General features: G+C 65.0%; 23 protein-coding genes, 1 tRNA gene and 1 pseudogene. 14 read left to right on the top strand and 11 right to left on the bottom strand.

The window, feature by feature from the left end; all coding sequences use genetic code 11:
* Positions 1-363: 363 nt before the first annotated feature.
* The 4 genes and pseudogenes from ACOIX3_RS32905 to ACOIX3_RS32890 all read right to left on the bottom strand — a co-directional run.
* A pseudogene (locus ACOIX3_RS32905) lies at positions 364-442 on the bottom strand (DUF736 domain-containing protein); the annotation flags it as partial.
* A gap of 557 nt (positions 443-999) precedes the next feature.
* Positions 1000-1074 (bottom strand) — tRNA-Val (locus ACOIX3_RS32900).
* 130 nt (positions 1075-1204) lie between these two features.
* Entirely contained in the window at positions 1205-2500 is a 1296-nt protein-coding gene (locus ACOIX3_RS32895; protein ID WP_420966130.1) for a hypothetical protein, read from the bottom strand.
* A 152-nt stretch (positions 2501-2652) separates the two neighbouring features.
* Positions 2653-3258 (bottom strand): DUF1134 domain-containing protein, encoded by a 606-nt coding sequence (locus ACOIX3_RS32890; RefSeq protein WP_097677239.1) that lies wholly within the window; start codon positions 3256-3258, stop codon positions 2653-2655.
* A gap of 153 nt (positions 3259-3411) precedes the next feature.
* Between ACOIX3_RS32890 and ACOIX3_RS32885 the strand changes: the two genes are divergently transcribed.
* Complete coding sequence (locus ACOIX3_RS32885; RefSeq protein ID WP_097677238.1) at positions 3412-3876, top strand: YHS domain-containing (seleno)protein; 465 nt, start codon at positions 3412-3414, stop codon at positions 3874-3876.
* Here ACOIX3_RS32885 and cysQ read toward each other — a convergent pair whose 3' ends face one another.
* Positions 3877-4704, bottom strand: coding sequence for a 3'(2'),5'-bisphosphate nucleotidase CysQ (gene cysQ / locus ACOIX3_RS32880; RefSeq protein ID WP_420966129.1), 828 nt, complete (start codon positions 4702-4704; stop codon positions 3877-3879).
* A 261-nt stretch (positions 4705-4965) separates the two neighbouring features.
* Between cysQ and chpT the strand changes: the two genes are divergently transcribed.
* From chpT to ACOIX3_RS32850, 6 genes are all read left to right on the top strand, one after another.
* The gene (chpT, locus tag ACOIX3_RS32875; RefSeq protein ID WP_420966128.1) at positions 4966-5613 is read left to right on the top strand and encodes a histidine phosphotransferase ChpT; all 648 of its coding nucleotides are present in this window, start codon (positions 4966-4968) and stop codon (positions 5611-5613) included.
* Positions 5614-5815: 202 nt separating this feature from the next.
* Entirely contained in the window at positions 5816-8545 is a 2730-nt protein-coding gene (locus tag ACOIX3_RS32870) for a hybrid sensor histidine kinase/response regulator (protein ID WP_420966126.1), read from the top strand.
* 14 nt (positions 8546-8559) lie between these two features.
* Positions 8560-9030, top strand: coding sequence for a chemotaxis protein CheW (locus tag ACOIX3_RS32865; protein WP_092116429.1), 471 nt, complete (start codon positions 8560-8562; stop codon positions 9028-9030).
* 63 nt (positions 9031-9093) lie between these two features.
* Positions 9094-9459 (top strand): response regulator, encoded by a 366-nt coding sequence (locus ACOIX3_RS32860; RefSeq protein WP_018273268.1) that lies wholly within the window; start codon positions 9094-9096, stop codon positions 9457-9459.
* A 131-nt stretch (positions 9460-9590) separates the two neighbouring features.
* Complete coding sequence (locus ACOIX3_RS32855) at positions 9591-10751, top strand: protein-glutamate methylesterase/protein-glutamine glutaminase (RefSeq protein ID WP_420966124.1); 1161 nt, start codon at positions 9591-9593, stop codon at positions 10749-10751.
* Positions 10748-11617: a CheR family methyltransferase gene (locus ACOIX3_RS32850; RefSeq protein WP_420966122.1), complete on the top strand. Its 870-nt coding sequence runs from the start codon at positions 10748-10750 to the stop codon at positions 11615-11617. Before ACOIX3_RS32855 ends, ACOIX3_RS32850 begins: the two co-directional genes overlap by 4 nt.
* A gap of 161 nt (positions 11618-11778) precedes the next feature.
* Here ACOIX3_RS32850 and ACOIX3_RS32845 read toward each other — a convergent pair whose 3' ends face one another.
* The 4 genes from ACOIX3_RS32845 to ACOIX3_RS32830 all read right to left on the bottom strand — a co-directional run bounded on the left by ACOIX3_RS32845 (position 11779) and on the right by ACOIX3_RS32830 (position 14131).
* Positions 11779-12936: a glutathionylspermidine synthase family protein gene (locus ACOIX3_RS32845; RefSeq protein WP_420966120.1), complete on the bottom strand. Its 1158-nt coding sequence runs from the start codon at positions 12934-12936 to the stop codon at positions 11779-11781.
* A 42-nt stretch (positions 12937-12978) separates the two neighbouring features.
* A complete protein-coding gene (locus ACOIX3_RS32840; protein WP_420966118.1) occupies positions 12979-13194 on the bottom strand; it encodes a hypothetical protein in 216 nt (71 codons plus the stop codon).
* Positions 13195-13290: 96 nt separating this feature from the next.
* Positions 13291-13710 carry a hypothetical protein gene (locus tag ACOIX3_RS32835; protein WP_420966116.1) on the bottom strand — a complete coding sequence of 140 codons (420 nt, stop codon included), beginning with the start codon at positions 13708-13710 and terminating at the stop codon, positions 13291-13293.
* A 16-nt stretch (positions 13711-13726) separates the two neighbouring features.
* A complete protein-coding gene (locus tag ACOIX3_RS32830; RefSeq protein ID WP_024583958.1) occupies positions 13727-14131 on the bottom strand; it encodes a DUF350 domain-containing protein in 405 nt (134 codons plus the stop codon).
* 217 nt (positions 14132-14348) lie between these two features.
* Between ACOIX3_RS32830 and ACOIX3_RS32825 the strand changes: the two genes are divergently transcribed.
* Genes ACOIX3_RS32825 through ACOIX3_RS32815 form a run of 3 tightly spaced genes read left to right on the top strand, consistent with a single transcriptional unit; the run spans position 14349 to position 17424 of the window.
* Positions 14349-14606, top strand: a complete 258-nt coding sequence (locus tag ACOIX3_RS32825; RefSeq protein ID WP_420966115.1) for a hypothetical protein — start codon at positions 14349-14351, stop codon at positions 14604-14606.
* 36 nt (positions 14607-14642) lie between these two features.
* Entirely contained in the window at positions 14643-15830 is a 1188-nt protein-coding gene (locus ACOIX3_RS32820; RefSeq protein ID WP_420966113.1) for a hypothetical protein, read from the top strand.
* Positions 15831-15840: 10 nt separating this feature from the next.
* On the top strand, positions 15841-17424 hold the full coding sequence (locus ACOIX3_RS32815; RefSeq protein WP_420966111.1) for a S53 family peptidase: 1584 nt from the start codon (positions 15841-15843) through the stop codon (positions 17422-17424).
* Between the two features lie 67 nt (positions 17425-17491).
* Here ACOIX3_RS32815 and ctrA read toward each other — a convergent pair whose 3' ends face one another.
* Positions 17492-18193 (bottom strand): response regulator transcription factor CtrA, encoded by a 702-nt coding sequence (gene ctrA, locus ACOIX3_RS32810; protein WP_016848562.1) that lies wholly within the window; start codon positions 18191-18193, stop codon positions 17492-17494.
* A 367-nt stretch (positions 18194-18560) separates the two neighbouring features.
* On the opposite strand from ctrA, the gene fliI reads away from it, so the two are divergent.
* From fliI to ACOIX3_RS32790, 4 genes are all read left to right on the top strand, one after another.
* The gene (gene fliI / locus ACOIX3_RS32805) at positions 18561-19886 is read left to right on the top strand and encodes a flagellar protein export ATPase FliI (RefSeq protein WP_420966110.1); all 1326 of its coding nucleotides are present in this window, start codon (positions 18561-18563) and stop codon (positions 19884-19886) included.
* 108 nt (positions 19887-19994) lie between these two features.
* Entirely contained in the window at positions 19995-20414 is a 420-nt protein-coding gene (fliJ, locus tag ACOIX3_RS32800) for a flagellar export protein FliJ (RefSeq protein ID WP_021081901.1), read from the top strand.
* A gap of 204 nt (positions 20415-20618) precedes the next feature.
* The gene (locus ACOIX3_RS32795) at positions 20619-21164 is read left to right on the top strand and encodes a sigma-70 family RNA polymerase sigma factor (protein WP_097676823.1); all 546 of its coding nucleotides are present in this window, start codon (positions 20619-20621) and stop codon (positions 21162-21164) included.
* Between the two features lie 3 nt (positions 21165-21167).
* On the top strand, positions 21168-22142 hold the full coding sequence (locus tag ACOIX3_RS32790) for an anti-sigma factor (RefSeq protein ID WP_420966108.1): 975 nt from the start codon (positions 21168-21170) through the stop codon (positions 22140-22142).
* Positions 22143-22362: 220 nt separating this feature from the next.
* Here ACOIX3_RS32790 and ACOIX3_RS32785 read toward each other — a convergent pair whose 3' ends face one another.
* Positions 22363-22563 carry a hypothetical protein gene (locus ACOIX3_RS32785; RefSeq protein ID WP_420966107.1) on the bottom strand — a complete coding sequence of 67 codons (201 nt, stop codon included), beginning with the start codon at positions 22561-22563 and terminating at the stop codon, positions 22363-22365.
* Between the last annotated feature and the right edge of the window lie 177 nt (positions 22564-22740).

Raw genomic sequence — 22740 nt, 5'->3', positions numbered from 1 at the left:
CCGGACTGGTTAGCCCGTAATTCGTGCTTTGATTGGTCGGGATAGCGGCAGAACCGATGCCACGTCGAGTCAACTCCTTGAGATCGTCGAGCACGAAAATTACCGAGGAAAGGCGAGAGCGGCCCACCCTGAAGGTTCTCTTCCATCGGTCTGATCAGACCGTCCTCCAGCACCCCGGCGTTCAGGGACGGCCGGATGAGGGGCACAAAATCGCCCTTTGCCGTCAACTTCCTTCCTCAAATGCAAGATCCCCGTCAGCTCAATCGCTGCGACGCCATGCGACGCATCGCGGCCAGTTCTTGAGCTGAGCGATGCCCCGCCCGGGCCAGCCGGGCGAGCCATTGCGGATCGGCTCAGTCGCCGTCGACGGCTGGGGCGGGACCAGATCAGGCTGAAGCCATCACCGTCCTCGTCGGCGAAGGTTGGCGAAGATCGGAGCGGTGATGGGTACAGAGGGACGATTTCTCACGCCGGCCGCGGCGCAGCCCGTCAAAGACGCCCATAGAGATCGAGGACGCAATATTGTCGGTCCGCGCCAGCCATCCGCCATGGGGCGGCCGGCGCATCGCAGGCGAGCTTCGCAGGCGCGGCATGACAAAAGTCGCGGCGCCATCGACGATCACGACCATCCTTTCACGGCGAGGCGCACTCAACCCTGCCGATGGAATGGGGCAATCACGCTACCAGCCGGGCCGACGGGAAAACTGCCCCCCGGGCTGGAAGGGGAAACTGCCCCCTCCTATCGCGGAATCCGACCTTCGAACCGTCATCGAACGCTTGCTGAGCGCGCGGGTTCTGGACCGCAGACGCGCCATGGTGCTCCTGACGCATTGGCTCGGCCTTCGTCAGAGCGGCCTATGCAGACTGATCGGGCTCCTACTTGGCGCCGATGTCTTCCGGTCTACACCTCGCGTGATGTGTGTCCCCATTGTGCCCCAGCTATTTCCGGGCACACGCTAAGGGAATGAAGCTTGTAACTTATTGATTTATTGGAATTAATGGTGGACGCACAAGGGATCGAACCTTGGACCTCTCCCGTGTGAAGGGAACGCTCTCCCGCTGAGCTATGCGTCCGGGATGTGACATGCCAATGGCCGCTGGTCGGCGGCCGGTCGAAAAGTGGCGCTTCGTCAGAGCGTGCGATTTACGAAGTGCCGGGTAGGGGTGTCAAGCCAAACCCTTCACGAATCAAGACCTGCGGGAATCAGGCGCCTTGCTGGCGGGCGCGGGAGGCGTGTGACTGCAGGGCCCGGATGCGCTCGGCGAGCGTGCCGCCGCCTTCGGGCATCCCGCTGCCCGGCGAGACGCCATTTGCGACGCCGTTGGCGGGCTTGGCGGCCGCCTTGGCCGGCACGGTCGGCTCCGCGGCCAGCATGGCCTCGATCGCCGAATTGGGGCCTTCCAGCTGGATCGCGAGCTTGGCCACCTCGGCGGCGATGTCGTTGATGCGCTCGCGCAGCAGCGCGTTCTCCATCCGCTCGGTCGCCCAGGAGCTCTCGGCCTGCTGCTGGATCGCGTTGATGTCGCGCTGCAGCTTGCCGCGATCGTCGCGGGCGATGCGCAGCTGCTCCTCGATCGCCGCCTTCTCCTGGCGCAGCTTCTCGAGCACGGACGATTTGCCGCCGCTTGTCGCCGCGATCTCCTCGCGCAGCTCCTGTACGGTCCGCTCGGCGGCGGCGTTGGCCTGCTTGAGCTGGCCGTTCTCGAATTCACGCTCGGCAAGCAGCTTGCCCTGGGTCGCAAGCCGGGTCTCGAGGTCGGTGACGCGGTTGCCGAGCATCTCGGCTTCCTTGACCTGGACGATCAGCTGGCGGTCGAGATCGGTGACCCGCTGGCTCAGATTCTCGACCCGGCCGCGCGCGTCGGTGAGCTCGCGCGTTGCGGTTTCCGACTGGTTGCGCTCCTGGGCGAGGCGGGCTTCGGTTGCGGCAAACTCCCTGGTGGCATCGCCGACACGGTTCTTCAACTCCTCGACCTGGGTCCGCACCGCGACCAGTTCGACCTGGCGGCTGTCCGCCGTCATCGCGCGGTCGCTGAGCTCGGCGTTGATCTTGCCGAGTTCGCCTTGCTTGTCGGTCAGCGCCTGCTCGGCATTGCGCAACAGCTCGGTCTTGGCGGAAAACTCTTCCTCGGTGGCGCGAAGCTGCTCCTTCATCGCCTTCTCGCGCGCCTCCAGCGCGAAGATCGCGGCGTTCTTCTCGCCGAGCTCGATCTTCATGCGGTTGATCGCATCGGTCTTCTTGCCGAGCTCGGCGAGCTGGCTCGTGGTCTTGCTCTTGAGCTGGTCGACGCTCATCTCGAGCCGGCGGGCCGACATGGCGAATTCGGCGCGGAGCTGGTCCTTGTCGGCCTGGATCTCGGCCATTGACAGCGGGGTGGCTGCCTCCATGCGGCGCGTGGTCAGCCGCACCGCCCGGTTATGCACCAGCGGAACGATCATCAGGCCACACAGCATCGAGATCAGGAAACCGATCGCCGCGTACATGATCGGCTCGATCATGAAGGGTCACTCCAAAGAAAGCAGAAGGAAAGAAGGATTTGTTAATCACAATGCCACGGCGGGCCGGCCAAAGGCCAGCCCGTTTGCCGCGTTAACCTGAATCGCTAACCGCCCCGGAGCGCCCGGCACAATCACCCGATCGGCGCCGCGACCTAGAACGGGTTCCAGGTCGCGCGCGGGGTGAATTTGAGATAGCCGACGCTGGCGCCGAGCCGCAGGCCGATGCCGGAGCGAATCGGCACCAGCACGATGTTGTTGGCGGTCAGCGCCGTCATGCCGAAGCCGCCGACGATATAGGCCGAGCCGTCGATGCCGACGAAGCGCTGATAGATCGCCTGCGTCGAAGGCAGGTTGTAGACCAGCGTCATGGTCCGGGCGCCGTCGCCGCCCCAGTCGAAGCCGACCGAAGGACCCTGCCAGTAGACCCGGAGGTCGCCGGCGTTCTTGGTGTAGAGCGTGCCTTCGCCATAGCGCAGCCCGGCCACGAAAGCGCCGGAGCCTTCCTCGCCGAGCACATAGCCGTTGGGCAGGCCCCATTGGCTGACCGCGCGCTCGATCACCGATGCGAGCCCGCGCGAGACGTTGCCGAAGAACTTGTGTCCGGCGCCGACCAGTTCGTCGGGCCCGTAAGTATACGGTGTCGGCTCACGCTGCGGCGGTGGATATTGCGGTGGTGGGGGCTGCTGCGCGGACGCCCCTGCGCTCCAGCACATCAGCGCGGCAAACGCGACCGCGGCAAGGCGTGATGCGAAAGTCATTAAGAACCCCTGCTATCGAAATCCGGGCGTTGCCCTTTAACCTGATGCCAACAGGCACGGCTCTAGGTTGCGCCCAGTGTCCCCTCGACTCGGATGTTATCGGTATCAACTATGACGGCACAACGGCAGGAAAGATATGGATCGTGCCGGGGCATGGCGTTTTTCGGCCTGTTGGCGGGCATTTTGACGGCCATCGGGCCCTCTTTGCCTGTTCAGGCCACGACGACCGAGCGCGTGGTGACGAACCGCTACTCCGGCCTTGCGATCGAGGGATTCGATCCCGTCGCCTATTTCACCGATGCCGCCGCCACCCAGGGACGGCCGGAATATGAGGCCGCCGACAGCGGTGCGGTCTGGCGTTTCCGCAACGAAGGCAACCGTGCCTCGTTCGTGGCACATCCTGAAATCTATGGCCCGCAGTTCGGCGGCTACGATCCGACCGATCTGGTACGGGGCGTGACCTGCGCCGGCAATCCGCGCTTCTGGGCCGTCGTCGGCAACAGGCTTTATCTGTTCAACCGGGAACACAGCCGCGACGCCTTTGCCGCCGATCCCGCGCGCTTCCTGAAGGAAGCCGCGGCGCGCTGGCCGGAGCTGGAAGAAAGTCTCGCGCAGTAATCACGCCGCCGCGGCCGGGTCGCCCCACGCGATGAATTCCGGCACCAGAAAGTCTTCGCGGCCGAGCCCGAAATGCAATGGGCGCCCGTTCGAATCGGTCACCTTGCCGCCGGCCGCAACGACGACCGCGTGACCCGCCGCCACATCCCATTCGGATGTCGGCGAGAGGCGGGGATAGATATCGACCTCGCCCTCGGCGACACGGCCGAACTTGACGGCCGAGCCCAGCACGGCGCGGACCGCGCCGCCGCGTTCATCGATGAAGGCTTCGGTGCGCGCATCGCCGTGTGAACGGCTGACCGCAACGGTCCAGGGTGCGCCGCGTGGCGGGCAGGGACGGCTCTTGATCGGCACCGCCTGCGAAACCGTGCCATTCTGCAGCGTCAACCGCTCCGCACCCTTGCCGACGATGCCGCGCCAGATCAAGCCGAGCGCGGGCGCACCGACGATGCCGAGCAGCGGCACGCCCTGCGTGACCAGCGCCACATTGACGGTGAACTCGTCACGGCCGGCCACGAACTCCTTGGTGCCGTCGAGCGGATCGATCAGGAAGAAACTGTCCTTGTAGGGCGGGGTCGCCAGGTGGACGCGCTCCTCCGACAGCAGCGACACATGCGGCGTCAACCGCGTCAGCCCTTCGACGATGATGTGGTCGGCGGCGAGATCGGCCTCGGTGACCGGCGATCCGTCACTCTTGCCTGTGACGTTCATGGCGGATCGGTTGACTGCAAGAATTGCCTCGCCGGCCTGGATCACCAGTTCGGTCAGCGATTCGAGCAGCGTGGCGGCGGCTTCGCAGCCGATCAGGGACGGCTGTGCCTTATTCATGGGCGGGTCTCATATCCTGTTCGTGTTCCCTGAGATCGCGATGCGATGCAAGGCATTGCATCGCGACCTCATCCCCTTGTTTGAGCATGATCTTTTCGGAAAACCGGTTTCCACTTTGCGCTAACGCGGCCGTTCCGGTCCGGATCATGCTTTATCAGTCCCGCCGCAAGCTGGCAGCATCCGTCTGCGCGGTGTATCAAGCCCACAGGCATGCGTGATTCGCACTCCTCCCGCGGCGTGCGGCTTTCCAGGAAACAATTGATGTCTGGCACTTCGTCTCCCGGTCCCGCTCCCGATGCACTCGAACTCGCGGCGCTGTTGTGTTCGCGGGTCTGTCACGATCTCATCAGTCCGGTCGGCGCGATCGTCAATGGGCTTGAGGTGCTTGACGACAACCCGAAGCCCGAAGACCGCGACTTCGCGCTCGATCTGATCCGCAAGAGCGCCAAGACCGCTTCGGCGCGGCTGCAGTTCTGCCGGCTGGCGTTCGGTGCCGCGGGTTCCTCCGGCGCGCAGATCGATCTCGGCGATGCCCAGAACATGGCGAAGGGGCATATCGAGGACGGCAAGGTGACGCTGACCTGGAATTTGCCGCGGCTGCTGCTGCCCAAGAACCGGGTCAAGCTGCTGTTGAACATGCTGGTCATCGCGCAGCAGACCATCCCGCGCGGCGGCACGCTCACCATCGATCCGGTCGGCGAGGGCGAGACGATGAGCTTCCGCATCCTGGCCGCGGGCCTCCATGCGCGGGTGCCGCAGAACATCGTCGACCTGCTCAATGCAAGCTCGTCGAACACGGTCGATGCGCATGCCGTGCAGCCGCATTACACGCGCCTACTGGCTGATGCCTGCGGGTTGAAAGTGACGCTCGCGCTCGACGGCGACAAGGTCGTTATCTTGGCGTCCTGAACGCGGCCGCGGGAACATCATTAAGCAAAGGTTACGACCGGCCGCGCGATTCGATCGTGCGGCCTTATCTCTTTGTTGATCCCGTTCTTTTCCAATTACTCAACCAAACTTAAACGCTTTGCGGAGAAGCTGACCTAAGTTCCGGCCGGCGCGTCGATGTCGCGCGCCGCAGCGTTTTCGGCGTTTTTCGAAGGTTGGTTTCATGGACGATCTGTTGCGCGAGTTCCTGACGGAGAGCAGCGAGAGCCTGGACACGGTCGACAACCAGCTGGTGCAGTTCGAGCAGGATCCGAACAACGCGAAGATCCTGGATAATATTTTCCGGCTTGTGCACACGATCAAGGGGACCTGCGGCTTCCTCGGGCTGCCGCGGCTGGAAGCGCTGGCGCATGCCGGCGAGACGTTGATGGGCAAATTCCGCGACGGCATGCCGGTGAAGGCGGAAGCCGTGACGCTGATCCTGTCCTCGATCGACCGCATCAAGGAGATCCTCGGCGGGCTCGAGGCGACCGAGGCCGAGCCTGAGGGCAACGACCGCGACCTGATCGATCAGCTCGAGGCGATGGTCGAGCGCGGCATGGCCGCGATGGTGGCCGGTGAGGCTGCTGCTGAAGAAGATGTGCCTGTCGTTGAATCTCCATCCGTGCAGGCGGCGATGACCGAAGGCACGCTGGTGGTGCAGACGCTGGAGCGCCCGCTGCGTCCGGGCGAGGTCTCGCTCGACGAGCTCGAGCGCGCCTTCCGCGAGACCGAGATCGAAGTCGCAGCGCCCGCGCCCGCGCCGGTCGCCAAGCCCGTCGCCGCTGCCCCCGCAGCCGAGCCGGCCGAGGCCGCAAAGAAGCCGGCCCGCAAGGCCGCCACCGAGGATGTTGTCCAGGAAGGCGACAAGATCGCCAACCAGTCGATCCGGGTCAACGTCGATACCCTCGAACACCTCATGACCATGGTCTCCGAGCTGGTCCTGACCCGCAACCAGCTTTTGGAGATCTCACGCCGCAACGAGGACACCGAGTTCAAGGTGCCGCTGCAGCGGCTCTCCAACGTCACCGCCGAGCTGCAGGAAGGCGTCATGAAGACGCGCATGCAGCCGATCGGCAATGCCTGGCAGAAGCTGCCGCGCATCGTCCGCGATCTCTCCGGCGAACTCGGCAAGCAGATCGAGCTGGAGATGCACGGCGCCGACACCGAGCTCGACCGCCAGGTGCTCGACCTGATCAAGGATCCGTTGACGCACATGGTGCGCAACTCCGCCGATCATGGCCTGGAGACCACCGCCGAGCGGGTCGCCAGCGGCAAGCCCGAGCAGGGCACCATTCGCCTAAGCGCCTATCACGAAGGCGGCCACATCATCATCTGCATCGCCGACAATGGCCGCGGGCTCAACACCGAGCGGATCAAGGCCAAGGCGCTCCAGAACGGTCTCGTCACCGAGGCTGAGCTCGAGAAGATGACCGAGGCCCAGATCCACAAGTTCATCTTCGCGCCGGGCTTCTCGACCGCGGCGCAAGTCACCTCGGTGTCCGGCCGCGGCGTCGGCATGGACGTGGTGCGCACCAATATCGACCAGATCGGCGGCACCATCGACATCAAGAGCGTGGCCGGCGAGGGCGCCTCCGTCACCATCAAGATCCCGCTGACACTGGCGATCGTCTCCGCGCTGATCGTGGAAGCCGGCGGCGACCGCTTTGCCATCCCGCAGCTCTCGGTGGTCGAGCTGGTGCGGGCCCGCGCCAACTCCGAGCACCGCATCGAGCGGATCAAGGACACCGCGGTCTTGCGGCTGCGCAACAAGCTGCTGCCGCTGATCCACCTCAAGAAGCTGCTCAAGATCGACGACGGCGCCACCTCAGATGCCGAGAACGGCTTCATCGTGGTCACCCAAGTCGGCAGCCAGACCTTCGGCATCGTGGTCGACGGCGTGTTCCACACCGAGGAGATCGTGGTCAAGCCGATGTCGACCAAGCTGCGGCACATCGACATGTTCTCCGGCAACACCATTCTGGGCGATGGCGCCGTCATCATGATCATCGACCCCAACGGGATTGCCAAGGCCTTGGGCGCGTCCGGCTCCTCGGCCCATGACATGGCCGACGACAATGCGAGCGGCCATGCCACGAGCGGCGAGCAGCTGACCTCGCTGCTGGTGTTCCGCGCCGGCACCTCGCAGCCCAAGGCGGTGCCGCTCGGCCTCGTCACCCGGCTGGAAGAGATCGCAACCGACAAGATCGAGCTCTCCAACGGCCGCTACATGGTGCAGTACCGCGAGCAGCTGATGCCGCTGGTGCAGATGATAGGCGTCGAGGTGCAGACGCAAGGGGCGCAGCCGATCCTGGTGTTCGCCGACGACGGCCGCTCGATGGGGCTCGTGGTCGACGAGATCATCGACATCGTCGAGGAGCGGCTCAACATCGAAGTAGCGGGCTCGCAGGACGGCATTTTGGGCTCGGCCGTGATCAAGGGCCAGGCCACCGAGGTGATCGACGTCGGCCACTTCCTGCCGATGGCGTTTGCCGACTGGTTCTCGCGCAAGGAGATGCGCCCGTCGGCCTCGGCGCAGTCGGTGCTGCTGGTCGACGACAGCGCGTTCTTCCGCAACATGCTGGCGCCGGTGCTGAAAGCCGCCGGCTACAAGGTGCGGACCGCGCCGAATGCCCAGGAAGGGCTCGCCGCGCTGCGCTCGGGACAGGCCTTCGACGTCGTGCTGACCGACATCGAGATGCCCGAGATGAACGGCTTTGAGTTCGCCGAGAACATCCGAAGCGACCACAACCTCACCGGGCTCCCGATCATCGCGCTGTCGGCGATGGTGTCGCCGGCGGCGATCGAGCGCGGCCGGCAGGCCGGCTTCCACGACTATGTCGCCAAGTTTGATCGTCCCGGGCTGATCGCGGCGCTGAAAGAGCAGACCGCCGAACTGCGCCGCGCGGCTTAAGGGAAACAACAGTGATGAGCAGCAAGACCGAGACCAGTGAAGGCGCAATGGCCGAGTACGTCACCGCCGTGATCGGCGGACAGCTGTTCGGCCTGCCGATCTCGCGGGTGCAGGACGTGTTCATGCCGGAGCGGCTGACGCGGGTGCCGCTGGCCTCCAGCGAGATCGCCGGCGTGCTCAATCTGCGCGGCCGCATCGTCACCGTGGTCGACATGCGCGCCCGGCTCGGCCTGCCGAAGGCCGACGACGGCAAGCCGCCGATGGCGGTCGGCGTCGACCAGCGCGGCGAATCCTATGGCCTCCTGATCGACCAGATCGGCGAGGTGCTGCGGCTGCCCGACGACAGCCGCCAGGACAACCCGGTCAACCTCGATCCCCGCATGGCGAGGCTCGCCGGCGGCGTCCATCGCCTCGACGGACAGCTCATGGTCGTCCTCGATGTCGATCGCGTGCTCGAACTGGTGCCTGATGCCAAAGCGGCCTGAGACGGGCCGACTGAATCGAAGAACTGAAACATCCCTCCGGGGATGAGGAAGTAGAGGTCGCAGATGAGAACATGTCTTGTTGTCGATGACTCAAGCGTCATTCGCAAGGTTGCCCGCCGTATCCTGGAAGGGCTCGATTTCCAGATCGTCGAGGCCGAGGACGGCGCCAAGGCACTCGAGGCCTGCAAGCGCGCGATGCCCGAGGCCGTGCTGCTCGACTGGAACATGCCTGTCATGGACGGCTACGAGTTCCTCGGCAATCTCCGCCGCATGCCCGGCGGCGATCAGCCGAAGGTCGTGTTCTGCACCACCGAGAATGACGTCGCGCATATCGCGCGCGCGCTGCATGCCGGTGCCAACGAATACATCATGAAGCCGTTCGACCGGGACATCGTCACCGCGAAGTTCCAGGAAGTCGGTTTGATCTAAAGCATGATCCGGAAAAGTGGGAACCGGTTTTCCGAGAAGATCATGCTGATTTAGGTTTCTACGTTCGATCCGGCGGCAGAAGCCTTCGGCTCAACGGTTGTTGTGCGTCGTGTTGCGTCGCTGGTGAAGTCATGAGTGTTGCGTTGACAAGTACTGCGGTCCCGACATCGACCCGTTCCGACAAGGTGCGGGTGATGGTCGTCGACGATTCCGTGGTCATCCGAGGGATGATCTCGCGCTGGATCGGCGCCGAACCCGACATGGAGGTCGTGGCCTCGCTGCGCACCGGCCTCGATGCCGTGAACCAGCTCGAGCGCTTCAACCCCGACGTTGCGGTGCTCGATATCGAGATGCCCGACCTTGACGGCATCTCGGCGCTGCCGCAGCTCTTGGCGAAGAAGCGCGATCTCGTCATCATCATGGCCTCGACGCTGACCCGCCGCAACGCGGAGATCAGCCTGAAGGCGTTGTCGCTCGGCGCGTCCGACTACATTCCGAAGCCGGAGAGCACGCGCGAGGCCACCGCTGCGGAAACCTTCCGCCACGACCTGATCCAGAAGATCCGTCATCTCGGCGCCAAGGCGCGGCGCAGCCCGGTGCATACCACGGCAAGCCCGCCGCTTGCGCCCGGGCACGACAAGCCGCGCCCGGGGCTGGCCCCAACTGCGGCGCCCGCCCAGGTCGCGCGCCGTTCGTTCGGCCTGCTGCAGCCGAAGGTGCTGCTGATCGGCTCCTCCACCGGTGGCCCGCAGGCGCTGATGACACTGGTCGCAGAGATCGGCCCCGTGATCGATCGCGTCCCGGTGCTGATCACCCAGCATATGCCGCCGACCTTCACCACCATTCTCGCCGAACATCTGGCGCGCACCAGCAAACGGCCGGCGCATGAGGGGATCGACGGCGAGAGCATCAGGCCGGGTCAGATCTATCTGGCGCCGGGCGGACGCCACATGCGGATCGCCCGTCACGGCATCGATGCCACGATCGCGCTCGACGACGGGCCGCCGGTCAATTTCTGCAAGCCCGCGGTGGATCCGATGTTCACCTCCGCGATCGATGTCTGGCAGGGCAGCATCATGTCGGTGATCCTGACCGGCATGGGCTCCGACGGCATGCGCGGCGGCAAGGACATCGTTGCTGCCGGCGGCAGCGTGATCGCCCAGGACGAAGCGAGCAGCGTGGTGTGGGGCATGCCCGGTGCTGCGGTCCATGCCGGCATCTGCGCCGCCGTGCTGCCACTCAATCAGATCGCATCGAAGCTCGTTCGCGTGTTTGCGGGAGACCGTTCGTGACGCCGCTGGACTACGAGTATCTGCGTAAGCTGCTGAAGGAACGCTCCGGCCTCGATCTGTCGGCCGACAAGCAATATCTCGTCGAGAGCCGCCTGCTGCCCCTGGCGCGCCGGTCGAACCTCGCCGGCATTCCCGAGCTCGTCCAACGGATGAGGGGCGGCGCCGAGATGCTGACGTCGGAGGTGGTCGAGGCGATGACCACCAACGAGACCTTCTTCTTCCGCGACAAGATCCCGTTCGATCATCTGAAGGAAGCGGTGCTGCCGGCGCTGGCGCAGGCGCGCGCCGCGCGCCGCAGCTTGCGCGTCTGGTGCGCGGCCTCGTCGACCGGGCAGGAGCCCTACTCGATCGCGATGCTGCTGAAGGAAATGACCGCGCTGTTCACCGGCTGGCGCATCGAGATCATCGCCACCGACCTGTCGCAGGCGGTGCTGGAAAAGTCCAAAGCCGGCCTGTTCAGCCAGTTCGAGGTGCAGCGCGGCCTGCCGATCCAGCTGCTGGTCAAGCACTTCGTGCAGAAGGGCGAGCTCTGGCAGCTCAACGCCGATATCCGCGGCATGGTGCAGCATCGCCAGCTCAATCTGCTGCAGGACATTTCGCATCTCGGTACTTTCGACGTGATCTTCTGCCGCAACGTGCTGATCTATTTCGATCAGCAGACCAAGGCAGGCATCTTCGGCAAGATCTCCCGGATGCTCGAGCCTGACGGCGTGCTGGCGCTTGGCGCGGCGGAATCCGTGGTCGGCATCACCAATCTGTTCAGGCCCTATCCCGACCGCCGCGGGCTCTATCAGCCCAGCACCGCGCCAGTCGCGCGCGCCGGCGCCGCGCATGTGCTGAAGGCGGTTGCGTCCGCGGCGCGCTAGCGAGGCCTTTCCGAATTAGAGGTGGCGATGCTGCCAATACCGTCATCCTGAGGAGCGCGTAGCGCGTCTCGAAGGATGAACGGCCACCGGCCGGGCCGTCGATCCTTCGAGACGCCGCTGCGCGGCTCCTCAGGATGACGGGACAAAGGTTCTCGACGTCCTCACAAGATCGCGTGTGGCAGGAAGCGCGATGTGTTGCCGGTGATCGGGTTCTCGTCCTCGCGGATCGACAGCCCGCAGGGCGTGTGGTCGACCAGCCAGCTGCCAAGCACGGGGTACTGCCCGGAGAAATTCGGCAGCGGCGCGAGGGCCTGCCGGATGAAGCCCTCGGCGCCGTAGGGGCCTTCTTCCGCGACCAGCGTGATGCCGGCGCTGACCAGCTCGACATTGGCGCCCTCGCGCGAATAGATCGGCTTGCGCACGAACGAGGTGCCGAGCTGCGCGGCCTGCGGGTCGTCCTCGAAATAGGCCGGCAGCAAATTGGGGTGGTTCGGGAACAGCTCCCACAACAGCGGCAGGATGCCCTTGTTGGACAGGATCGCCTTCCAGGGCGGCTCGATCCATTGCGTCGGCGCCGAGCTGAGGTTCTTGCCGAACGCGTCGTGGAACATCCACTCCCATGGATAGAGCTTGAAGGCGAGCGCGATCGGACTTTCGTCGAGGTCGACGAACTGGCCGTCACTGCGCAGTCCGATCTGCTCGATGTCGAGCAGCGTGGTCTTCAGCCCGGCCTGCGCCGCGGTGTCCTCGAGATAGGCTAGCGTGCCGGCATCCTCGGCATTGCCGGTCAGTCCGGTGAGATGCAAGGGGTGGGTCGCGCCGATCGTCTTCCAAGCCTCGATCAGCGCCTCGTGGATCGAGTTGAACTGGTCGGCGCGCTTCGGGATGATGTTGCGTTCGATCGCCTGTTCGAGCCAGGTCCATTGAAACACCGCGGCCTCGAAGATCGAGGTCGGCGTGTCGGCGTTGTATTCGAGCAGCTTGGCCGGGCCGCTGCCGCTGAATTTGAGGTCGAGCCGGCCGCAGAGGCTCGGCTCCTTGCGGCGCCAACTCGCCGCGATCAGGTCCCAGAACGCTTCCGGAATCTTCAGCCGGCGCAGATATTGTTCGTCCTTGATCGCGCGCCCGGCGAGCTCGAGGCACATCGCGTCGATCTCGCCGGTCGGCGCCTCGATATCGCGCTCGATCTCGTCGAGCGTGAAGGCGTAATAGGCGCGCTCGTCCCAGTAACGTTCGCCGTCGATGGTGTGGAAGGTGAAGCCGGCGCTTTCGGCGGTTGCCTGCCAGTCGTCGCGCTCGGAACATGCGATGCGTTGCATGAAGGGGTCCGTGATCTTCAGACGATGCGTGTCGGCTCGGTGTCAGCCGCCGCCATGTGCGAGACCGTTGTCGTAGCGGGCGATGCTGCGTGGCGCGTCGCCGAAGCCTCCGGAGGGTGATATCTGCTCGGGCTTCCGCTTGGCTTTGTGCCCCGCATGGTGATGACTGCGGGCCTGGCCTGGCGTCAGGCCCATCGAGGCTGCGCCGATCGCGACGCTTCCCATCAATTTCAGCCAGACCCGTCGCGAGCGTTTCATGGACGCGATCCTTGCCTTCTGCGCAGCCGCGCCGAGTGTCCATCAGCTCCGATCGCCGGGCAAGCGAAAGCGCATGACGACACGGCAAAGTGCTTGTCAGCCACCGCCGAAGCCGAACGCATGCGCGAACGAGCCGAAGCCGCCGCGGCTGACCGACGAGCTTGACGATGAACTCGACGAGGATGAAGAGCCGCCGGACGAGGAGCTGCCGCTGTAGAAGCTGCTGCGCGACGAGCCGCCACCACCACCGCCACCCGACCCGGACGACGAGCTGCGCGGCGCGCAATCGGCGCCGGGTTGCAAGGGGACCGGCGCGGTGACGCCCGGAGGCGGCGGCGGGACAGGCTGGCAATTCTGACGCGGCATCAGCGCGTAGGCGCCGCCGCCGACTGCGAGTGTGCCCATCATCAGCAGCGCGACATGATTGGAGCGCTTGGAAGGCGGCTCCGGCCGCGTCGCCACCGCCGGCACGCTTGGCCGCCGTTTGCCGAATTCCGGGTTTGGTTTGCGCGCCATGGTTCGGTTCAATGGCTCAGTAAATCATGCAGGCCGCGTTCAGCGCGCCTGCGGCCAGCGAGGACAGCCCGAGCCAGATCGCCGCCGCCATCTCGCCGGAGGCGATCCGCGCCGACAGGTTCGGCACCGGGATCTTCACGATGTAATAGACGATGATCTGCACGATCAGCGCGATGATGCTCCAGATCAGGCAATCCACCACGTTGGCGGAATGGGCGATGGCGCTGACAACAGGCAGCACGAAGCCGAGCAGGCTCAAGCCCAGCGCGATCGCCGCCGCCGGATCGTTGTCGCGGATCAGCTGGAATTCGTCGTGCGGGGTGACGCGGGTGTAGACGAAGAGGTAGGCGACCACGGCGATCAGCGCCGTGCAGAAATAGACCAGGAACGCCGGCAGGCCGGCGAGGGATTGCAGGATCATGTGATGCGCCCGAACAGCCCTAGATGGTCATCCTATAGCTGATTGGTCGCGGTTCGCGAAGCTTCGGTTCGATCCAACCTGTGGGCGACGGTGGCCGCGGACGGCCGCCGGAAAATTGCTGCGCGGCGGTGTGAGCCGCTTCACAGCGGCTCCCGCGATAGTCGTCTATACGATATGCAACCAGAAGTGCATGTCGCGAATGGGTTCGGTGATCCCGATGACGACCAGTTTTGGCAACGACATCCTGCCGATGTTTCGACCGGGCGACATCGCCTGCATGACCCCAAAGGGCGTTCGGCTCGGCGACGCCGACTGGATCTGCGACCCGGCCGCTAATGATGACTTTGCCGATCACGCCAATGCACGCCGCGTCTTCGCGGCGCTGTCGTCCGGCTTCATGCCGCCCGGTCACCGATGGTCGCAGGACGCGCTCGATACCTATGCGAGCTGGATGGGGGACGGATTCCAACCATGAACGGATTCCAACCATGAACCCGATGTGGAGAGCAAGATGAGAAGGTCGATCGACACATTGCTCGTCTGTGGTCTGCTTGTGCTTCCCGCGCTTCCGGCCGCGGCGCAATCGCCGCCGAATGCCGCGATGACCGCGCCGGATCAGGTCGCCTGGCAGCTCTTCATCCAGGCCAACACCCGCGCCGGCGGCAGCAATTCGACGTTCGAGACCTGGGCGAGCGATACCGATCTGTTCCAGCCCAATCCGCAGTTTCCGGCGGCGCCGACGCCGCCGTCGCTGCGTCCACCGATCCTGCCGCAGGTGGCACGGGAAGGCGTGCAGCAGAGCGGCGGCTTGCTGCCGGCGCTGCCGCCGGGTGCAGCGCAGGGGCAGATGGAGGAGACGCGTCACAACAAGCCGACGTTCGACTTCATCGTCCAGAACAACCTCTACAAGCTGTCGGGCGTGAAGGCCGCCTTCGGCAAGGCGCTGTCGTTCCCGGTGGATTCCATCGAGGTGAAGGGGAATTGGCTGCCGGTCAGCGACATACCGCAATTCACCAACAACAAGGTGACGCTGGCGCAGGTGCCGCAACTCTATCACGTCAACAGCGCGGCCGGCGTGCAGTACGCCCTGGTCTCGATGCATGTGATCAGCAAGCAGGTGCCGAACTGGACCTGGGCGACATTCGAGCACCGGTTCAATCCGGGTCGCTGCGACATCATCGGCTGTCGTGACAATTTCGGCGCGCAGACCGCGTTGGTGCCGTCGAACCGGACCGCCGGCCAGGGCTATCCGGATTGCGTGAAGACGGCCGCGCTGACGGCGATGCTGTCGAGCGCGGACATCGATCCCGTCTACAACAATTATTGCCTGAAGGGCTCGCAGGTGGATTTCGTCGACAATGTCGGGCTCGACATCCGGGTCGGCAATTCCGTCACCGAGGACGGCTTCGTCGCGACCTCGTCCTGCATCACCTGCCACGGCCGCGCGGCCTTCAAGGCCAACGGCACGCCGTCGTCGCAGGCGGGATTCCTGTCGTTCGGTCCGAATGGCCCGGTTGCTCCGCTCGGGCCGCTGCTGCCCGAATGGTACTGGAAGTTCTCAGGCCAGCCGCCGATCTTCGAAGGCAAACCCGGTCTCACGCGCATCGCGACCGCGGCAGACTTCGTCTGGTCGATCCCGTTCTGCGCCTACGACGATACGCAGAATCCGGCGCAGCCGAGCCCATGTGCCGGAAAGTGAGACGGCACTGATGGCGGGCACCTCCGAGCGCAGGGTTCCGCTAGCCGGCAGCAACCGTGCCGCGCCTGTTGGTGCGACGCTGGTCGGCGATGTCGATCCCGACGAGCGGATCCCCATCGTGGTCTATGTGAAGCGGCGCACCCCCGACAAGTTTCCGACGGGCAGCACCGGGGATCTCGCCCGGCTCGCCCGGCCGATCACGCGGCACCAGCTCGCGACGCAGCGCCATCGCAGCCATGCCCGCGCCGTCGCCCGCGTGGTGCGGCTGGCGGCAGAGCGGGACTTGACCGTCGGCGGCAGCGATCCCGTCGCGCGCACGGTCGAGCTGGAAGGCACGGCGCGGCAGATGGCCGAGATCTTCGGCGCGACGCTTCGCACCTACCGCGACGGCGAGCGCACGTTTCGCGCGCGCGTCGGCGGCCTGACGGTTCCGGCCGAGATCGCGCCATGGACCCGCGCCATTCTCGGCTTCGATCAGCGGCCGCTGCGGACCAGGACGCCGCTGGTGCAGGCCCAGGCTGACGCGGGCGATGGCAACGGGCTGTGGCCGATCGACATCGCGGCCCTCTACGGCATTCCGCTGGATCGCGACGTGTCGTCGATCTGTGTCGGCATCATCGCTCTCGGCGGCGGCTATCTCGCGAGCGATCTCGCCATGGCGGTGGCCGGCATGAACCGGCCTCCGCCGGTGGTCGTCAATGTGCCGCCGACCGGCAATGGCGGCTTCGGCACTAACGATGTCGCCGATCAGGAGATCGCGCTCGATCTCCAGGTGCTCGCCGGCCTGCTGCCGAAGAGCAAGATCGTCGTCTACTTTGCCGAGAACTCCGCCGCGGGTCTGACCGACGCGATCCATCAAGCGGTGTTCGATGAAGAGCATGCGCCCCAGGTGGTCTCCGTCAGCTGGGGCAGTGCCGAGAAATACTGGACCGGGCCGGGGCGCGACGCGATGCAGGCCGTGCTGGCCGATGCCGCGCGGCTGCGCGTCAGCGTGCTGTTCGCCTCCGGTGATCAGCTCGCGACGAGCGGCCTGACCGACGGCAAGGTTCATGTCTGGTTTCCCGCCTCGAGCCCCTATGCGACGAGTTGCGGCGGCACCCAGCCCGTGCCAGCCGCGGGCAATGGATCAGCCGCAGCGGAGGCGGTCTGGAATGCCGGCGCGGTCGGCACCGGCGGCGGCATCAGCGACGCGTTTCCGGTCCCCGACTATCAGTCGCATTTGACGCTGCCGAAATCGCAGAACGACGGCGCTATCAGGCGCGGCGTTCCGGATGTCGCCTGCGCGGCCGCGGCGAGCCCGGGCTACCGCATCATCGTCAACGGAGAGGCGATGCCGATGAGCGGGACCAGCGCCGCGACGCCGCTATGGGCCGCTTTGGTCGCAATAGCTGTCGCCGCGCGCGGCGAGCAGATCGGCTTTCTCAACGCTGCGCTTTATTCCAACCCCGGCGCATTCCGTGCGGTCGTGCAGGGCAACAACCGCGTCGGCGGCAAGGGCTACGATGCCGGCCCCGGCTGGAGCGCCTGCACCGGGCTCGGTGTTCCGAAGGGCGCGGATCTGCTCGCCGCTTTGACCGCGATCCCGGTGGCGTAACCTCCCAAAAACAAAAACCCCGCCATTTGCGGCGGGGTCCAGGAGGTTTGCTGTAGAAAGCGAAGCGTCAGGCGGGAATGCGCTCGTCGGCCTCGTGCGGCTCGCGCAGCACGTAGCCGCGGCCCCACACGGTCTCGATGAAATTGCGGCCCTCGGAGGCGTTGGCGAGCTTCTTGCGGAGCTTGCAGATGAAGACGTCGATGATCTTCAGCTCCGGCTCATCCATGCCGCCGTAGAGATGGTTGAGGAACATTTCCTTGGTGAGCGTGGTGCCCTTGCGGAGCGAGAGCAGCTCCAGCATCTGGTACTCCTTGCCGGTGAGGTGCACGCGCTGACCGCCGACCTCGACCGTCTTGGTGTCCAGATTGACCACGAGATCGCCGGTCTGGATGACCGACTGGGCGTGACCCTTGGAGCGGCGCACGATCGCGTGGATGCGGGCGACCAGCTCGTCCTTGTGGAAGGGTTTGGTCATGTAGTCGTCGGCGCCGACGCCGAGACCCTTGACCTTGTCCTCGATGCCGGCGAGGCCGGAGAGGATCAGAATGGGAGTCTTGATCTTCGAAACCCGGAGCTGCTTGAGCACGTCGTAGCCGGACATGTCGGGCAGGTTGAGGTCGAGCAGGATGATGTCGTAGTCGTAAAGCTTGCCGAGATCGACGCCTTCTTCACCGAGATCCGTCGTGTAGACGTTGAAACTCTCGGATTTGAGCATCAATTCGATCGACTGCGCGACGGCGCTATCATCTTCAATCAGCAAAACGCGCATGCCAGTCCCCTATAGTCGCCGCTCCGGGCGTCAGGTCGGCCGCACTTGCGGCACTCACAAAACGCCTTTGAACAACTGATTCGGATCCTGACGAGATATGGTTAACAAAAACTGATTCCTCGACGCAAGCTCTAACCGTGCAATTTTTGTCGAATCGCCCTAAGATATTGCGTAGAAGAAGCTTTTCCTAACCGCGCTCGTTCAGTTTCCACATTAAGAGCCGGGCCTAACCGACTCTCGCGACTCGCCCTTCTTCTGATGGGCGAGCGACCTCAGTCACCAAAGACAGTGACGCAATGATTAATGATGCGGGTAAACACGAAGTTAAGCGGCCGGCGCAAAATTGCGGAAACTTAAGGTTTTCGCAATGAAGGCGCTCGCGGAGCAGATCGGCGACATCGACGGCGTCAATATTTATGGCCGTGTGGTCGGCGTCCGCGGGCTCATGGTCGAGATCGCCGGCCCCATTCACGCGATGTCGGTCGGCGCCCGGATCGTGATCGACGTCGGCGCCGGCCGCTTCATCCCGGCCGAGGTGATCGGCTTCTCCGGCGAGAACGCGGTGGTGATGCCGTTCGGCGGGCTCGAGGGCGTCAGGCGCGGGTGCCGCGCCGTGATCGCCAATGCGGCGAGCCAGGTGCGGCCGTCGCCGGCCTGGCTCGGCCGCGTCGTCAACGCGATGGGCGAGCCGATCGACGGCAAGGGGCCGTTGCAACAGGGCGCCTCGCCGATGTCCTACCGCAACTCGCCGCCGCCGGCGCATTCGCGCAGGCGGGTCGGTCCGCCGCTCGACCTCGGCGTGCGCGGCCTTAATACTTTCCTGACCTGCTGCCGCGGCCAGCGGCTCGGCATCTTCGCCGGCTCCGGCGTCGGCAAGTCGGTGCTGCTGTCGATGCTGGCGCGCAATGTCGATGCCGCGATCTCGGTGATCGGGCTGATCGGCGAACGCGGCCGCGAGGTGCAGGAATTCCTCCAGGAGGATCTCGGCGAGGAGGGGCTGGCGCGCTCGGTCGTGGTGGTCGCCACCTCGGACGAGCCGGCGCTGATGCGGCGCCAGGCGGCGTATCTGACACTCGCCATCGCCGAATATTTCCGCGACGAGGACCAGGACGTGCTGTGCCTGATGGACTCGGTGACGCGCTTTGCGATGGCGCAGCGCGAGATCGGCCTCTCGGCAGGCGAGCCGCCGACCGCCAAGGGCTACACGCCGACCGTGTTCACCGAATTGCCGAAGTTGTTGGAGCGGGCAGGGCCGGGCACCGGCGTCGGCACCATCACCGCGATCTTCACCGTGCTGGTCGACGGCGACGATCACAATGAGCCGATCGCGGACGCGGTGCGCGGCATCCTCGACGGCCATATCGTGATGCAGCGGGCGATCGCCGAGCGCGGCCGCTACCCCGCGGTCAACATCCTCAAGTCGGTCTCGCGCACCATGCCGAAGTCCGCCGACCCCGACTTCCTGCCCTTTATCAACAAGGCGCGGCAGGTGATGGCGACCTATGCCGACATGGAGGAACTGATCCGGCTCGGTGCCTACCGGCCGGGTTCCAGCCCCGAGGTCGACGAGGCGATCCGGCTGCACGAGCCCTTGGAAAGCTTCCTGCGCCAGGCCAAGGACGAGGCCACCAGCCTTGGCGACGGCTACCGGCAACTCGCTCAAATCCTGTCGGGTTTGGAAACGGAACGCTAACTTTGTCAGGCCATCATCCCCGGCACACCATAGTTATGCCGGCGGGGCCCAGGGGGGAGCCGGTTCTGTCCCGCGTTCAGAATTGGGACTTCTGGGGAGTATGAGTCGATGAAGTCACGTGAAACGCTGATCCGCCTGAAGAAGTTTCAGGTCGATGAAAAGCGCCGTCGGGTTACCCAGATCGAAGGCATGATCGCCGACTTCCAGCGCATGTCCGTCGAGCTCGAGCGCGAGATCCAGACCGAGCAGGAGCGCGCCGGGATCAATGATCCCTCGCACTTCGCCTATCCGACCTACGCCAAGGCCGCGATCCAGCGCCGCGAGAACCTGACCCGTTCGGCCGACGAGCTGCGTGCCCAGCTCGACGACGCCAAGGCGCTGCTGTCGGAAGCCTTCGAGGAGCTGAAGAAGGTCGAGCTGCTTGACGAGCGCGACCAGGCGCGCGAACGCGCGGAGGAGAGCGCTCGCGAGCAAGCCGACATGGATTCGATCGGCCTGATGCGGGCCCGGCTCGGCGTGATCGCCTGATACCTCGCTCCCTCCGCTGACCATCTTGAGAGCCCGGGCCGATCGCCCGGGCTTTTTGTTGGACGCTGTCCACAAGCCGGCCTCTCGTCGGCCACTTGGCGGATCGTGCTGTCCCAAAATATGCTACCACCGGTCCAGACCAGATGATGATCGGCGGCGCGGTGGCAATGGGGCGATGGGGGATGCAGGCTTGGAGGGCGCTGAATGCTGACGCCGGCTGAGCTCGTCTGGCTGATCGCCGCCGTCGCGAAGGGGGATCAGGCCGCCTTTGAGCGGCTGTACGCCGCGACCCGCTCGAAACTCTTTGGCGTTGTGCTCCGTATCTTGCGGCGTCAGGACCTCGCCGAGGAGGTCATTCAGGAGGCTTACGTCAAGATCTGGAACAGCGCCGGGCAGTTCAACCCGGCCCTGTCGTCCCCGATTACGTGGATGGCGTCGATCGCGCGCAACCGCGCCATCGATGTCGTGCGCAAGCGAGGCGAGTCCTCGCTGGAAGATGAGCCTGCGGCGATGGAAGTCGCCGCCGACTCGCCCGATCCGCTGGCGCGACGGGAAATGACGGAAGAGTTGAAGCGGTTGCTGGAGTGCGTCGGTCGTCTGGAGCCCGATCGTCAGAAGCTCGTGCTGCTCGCCTATTACAATGGCTGGAGCCGCGAGCAGCTCGCCGCAAAGTTCGAGACACCGGTGAACACGGTGAAGACCTGGCTGCGCCGCAGCCTGATGGATATCCGGGAGTGTCTTGGACTCTGATTGATGGCCTATAGCGAAGACCATATCGCGCTCGCCGCGGAATATGCGCTCGGTACGCTCGATGCCGACGAGCGTACGCAGGTCGAGACCATGATGGCCGTCGACACCGAGTTCGCCGCGCTCGTGCAGGCCTGGGAGTTCAGGCTCGGGCCGCTGAACCAGATGGTCGGCCTGGTCGAGCCGCGCCCGGTGGTCTGGGAAAACATCAAGGCGGCGATCGGCCATGCCGGCGCGCCGCAGGCGCCGCTGGTGCTGCCCGAGACGCCGGCCGCGTCCGTGACACCGCCGATAACCGACGATCCTGGATTCGGCTCGGCGTTCGATCCGGAGCCTGCTCAGCCATCAGAAATCCCACAGCCGGTCGAGATTCGGCGGCCACCAATCCAGCCACGTTTTGGCGTCAACGACAGCACCAACATGATCGCGCTTGCGGGCCGCGTGAAGCGCTGGCGCGGCATCGCCTCGGCGGCGACCGCGATCGCGGCCGCGCTGCTGGTCACGCTCGGCCTGCAGATCTACCGGCCCGACGCGTTGCCGAATGCGATCCGTCCGAAGCCGCGCATCCAGACGGTGGAAGTGAAGACGCCGGCGCCGGCGCTCGCGCCGTCGGCGCAGTATGTCGCGCTGTTGCAGGGACAGAATGGCGGGCCGGCCTTCATCATGACCATCGACGGCGCGACCAAGAATTTCACCGTGCGCAAGGTCGGCGCCCCATCCGAGCCCGGCAAGAGCTTTGAGCTCTGGCTGATCTCCGACAGACTGCCGCAGCCGCGCTCGCTCGGCGTGATCGGCGCTGACGATTTCACCGCGCGCCCGGTGCTGTCGGGCTACGATCCCGATGTGATCAACGGCGCGACCTATGCGGTGACGGTCGAGCAGGCCGGCGGTTCGCCGAATGGCCAGCCGACTTCTGCGCCGATCTTCACCGGCAAGCTGATCGAGACCGTGCCGCCTGCGTCGGGTTCGACGCCGCGATAAATCTGCGCCTTGCTGCAAGCGTCTGAATGCAGGGCGCTCCGTCACAGCAATGACGTGGATAAAGCCATGGCGACGATCCACCATCCGCACAAAAAGAAAACGCCCGTGGGGAGCGGGCGTTTTCGATAGTCAACTTGGGGGTAGTTGGGGGTCTTAAATATCCACGCAGCGACTTTGGGGGGCTGTAAAGAACACTACGTGAATTCGTGAAACTCTCCTGTTAGCGGACCAGCGAGCTGCTCGTGCTCGTGATCGCGACCGGCTTGCCGGCCTTCATGACACGTGCCGTCTGGGTGTAACCCTCGTCCGACGAATTGTGCGCAGTGATGCCGAAACCAGCGACCAGAATACCGGCGACCAAGGCCACGACCACAATCTTCAGGTGCGTCGTACGATCAGCGCTGTAGATCGAGTGGTTCATGGAAGTCTCCTGCCGCCTTCCTGCTCTCAGTAAATTTGTCGGTTTGGTGTTCTGCCCGGTTCAACGTCTCGTGCCCCACCAACGTAGGATTTGCCGATTCCGTTCCCTAGGGGTCATCACAAGAGCGTGATGAGACGTGATCGGGCGCGATCAAAAACCGTCTCCGGCTTCCAAAAT

Source organism: Bradyrhizobium sp. B120, assembly GCF_049075665.1.
In the GTDB taxonomy this organism is placed as follows: Bacteria; Pseudomonadota; Alphaproteobacteria; order Rhizobiales; family Xanthobacteraceae; genus Bradyrhizobium.
The sequence above is the reverse complement of the archived record's forward strand: the minus strand, read 5'-3'. Positions and strand labels throughout refer to the sequence as shown.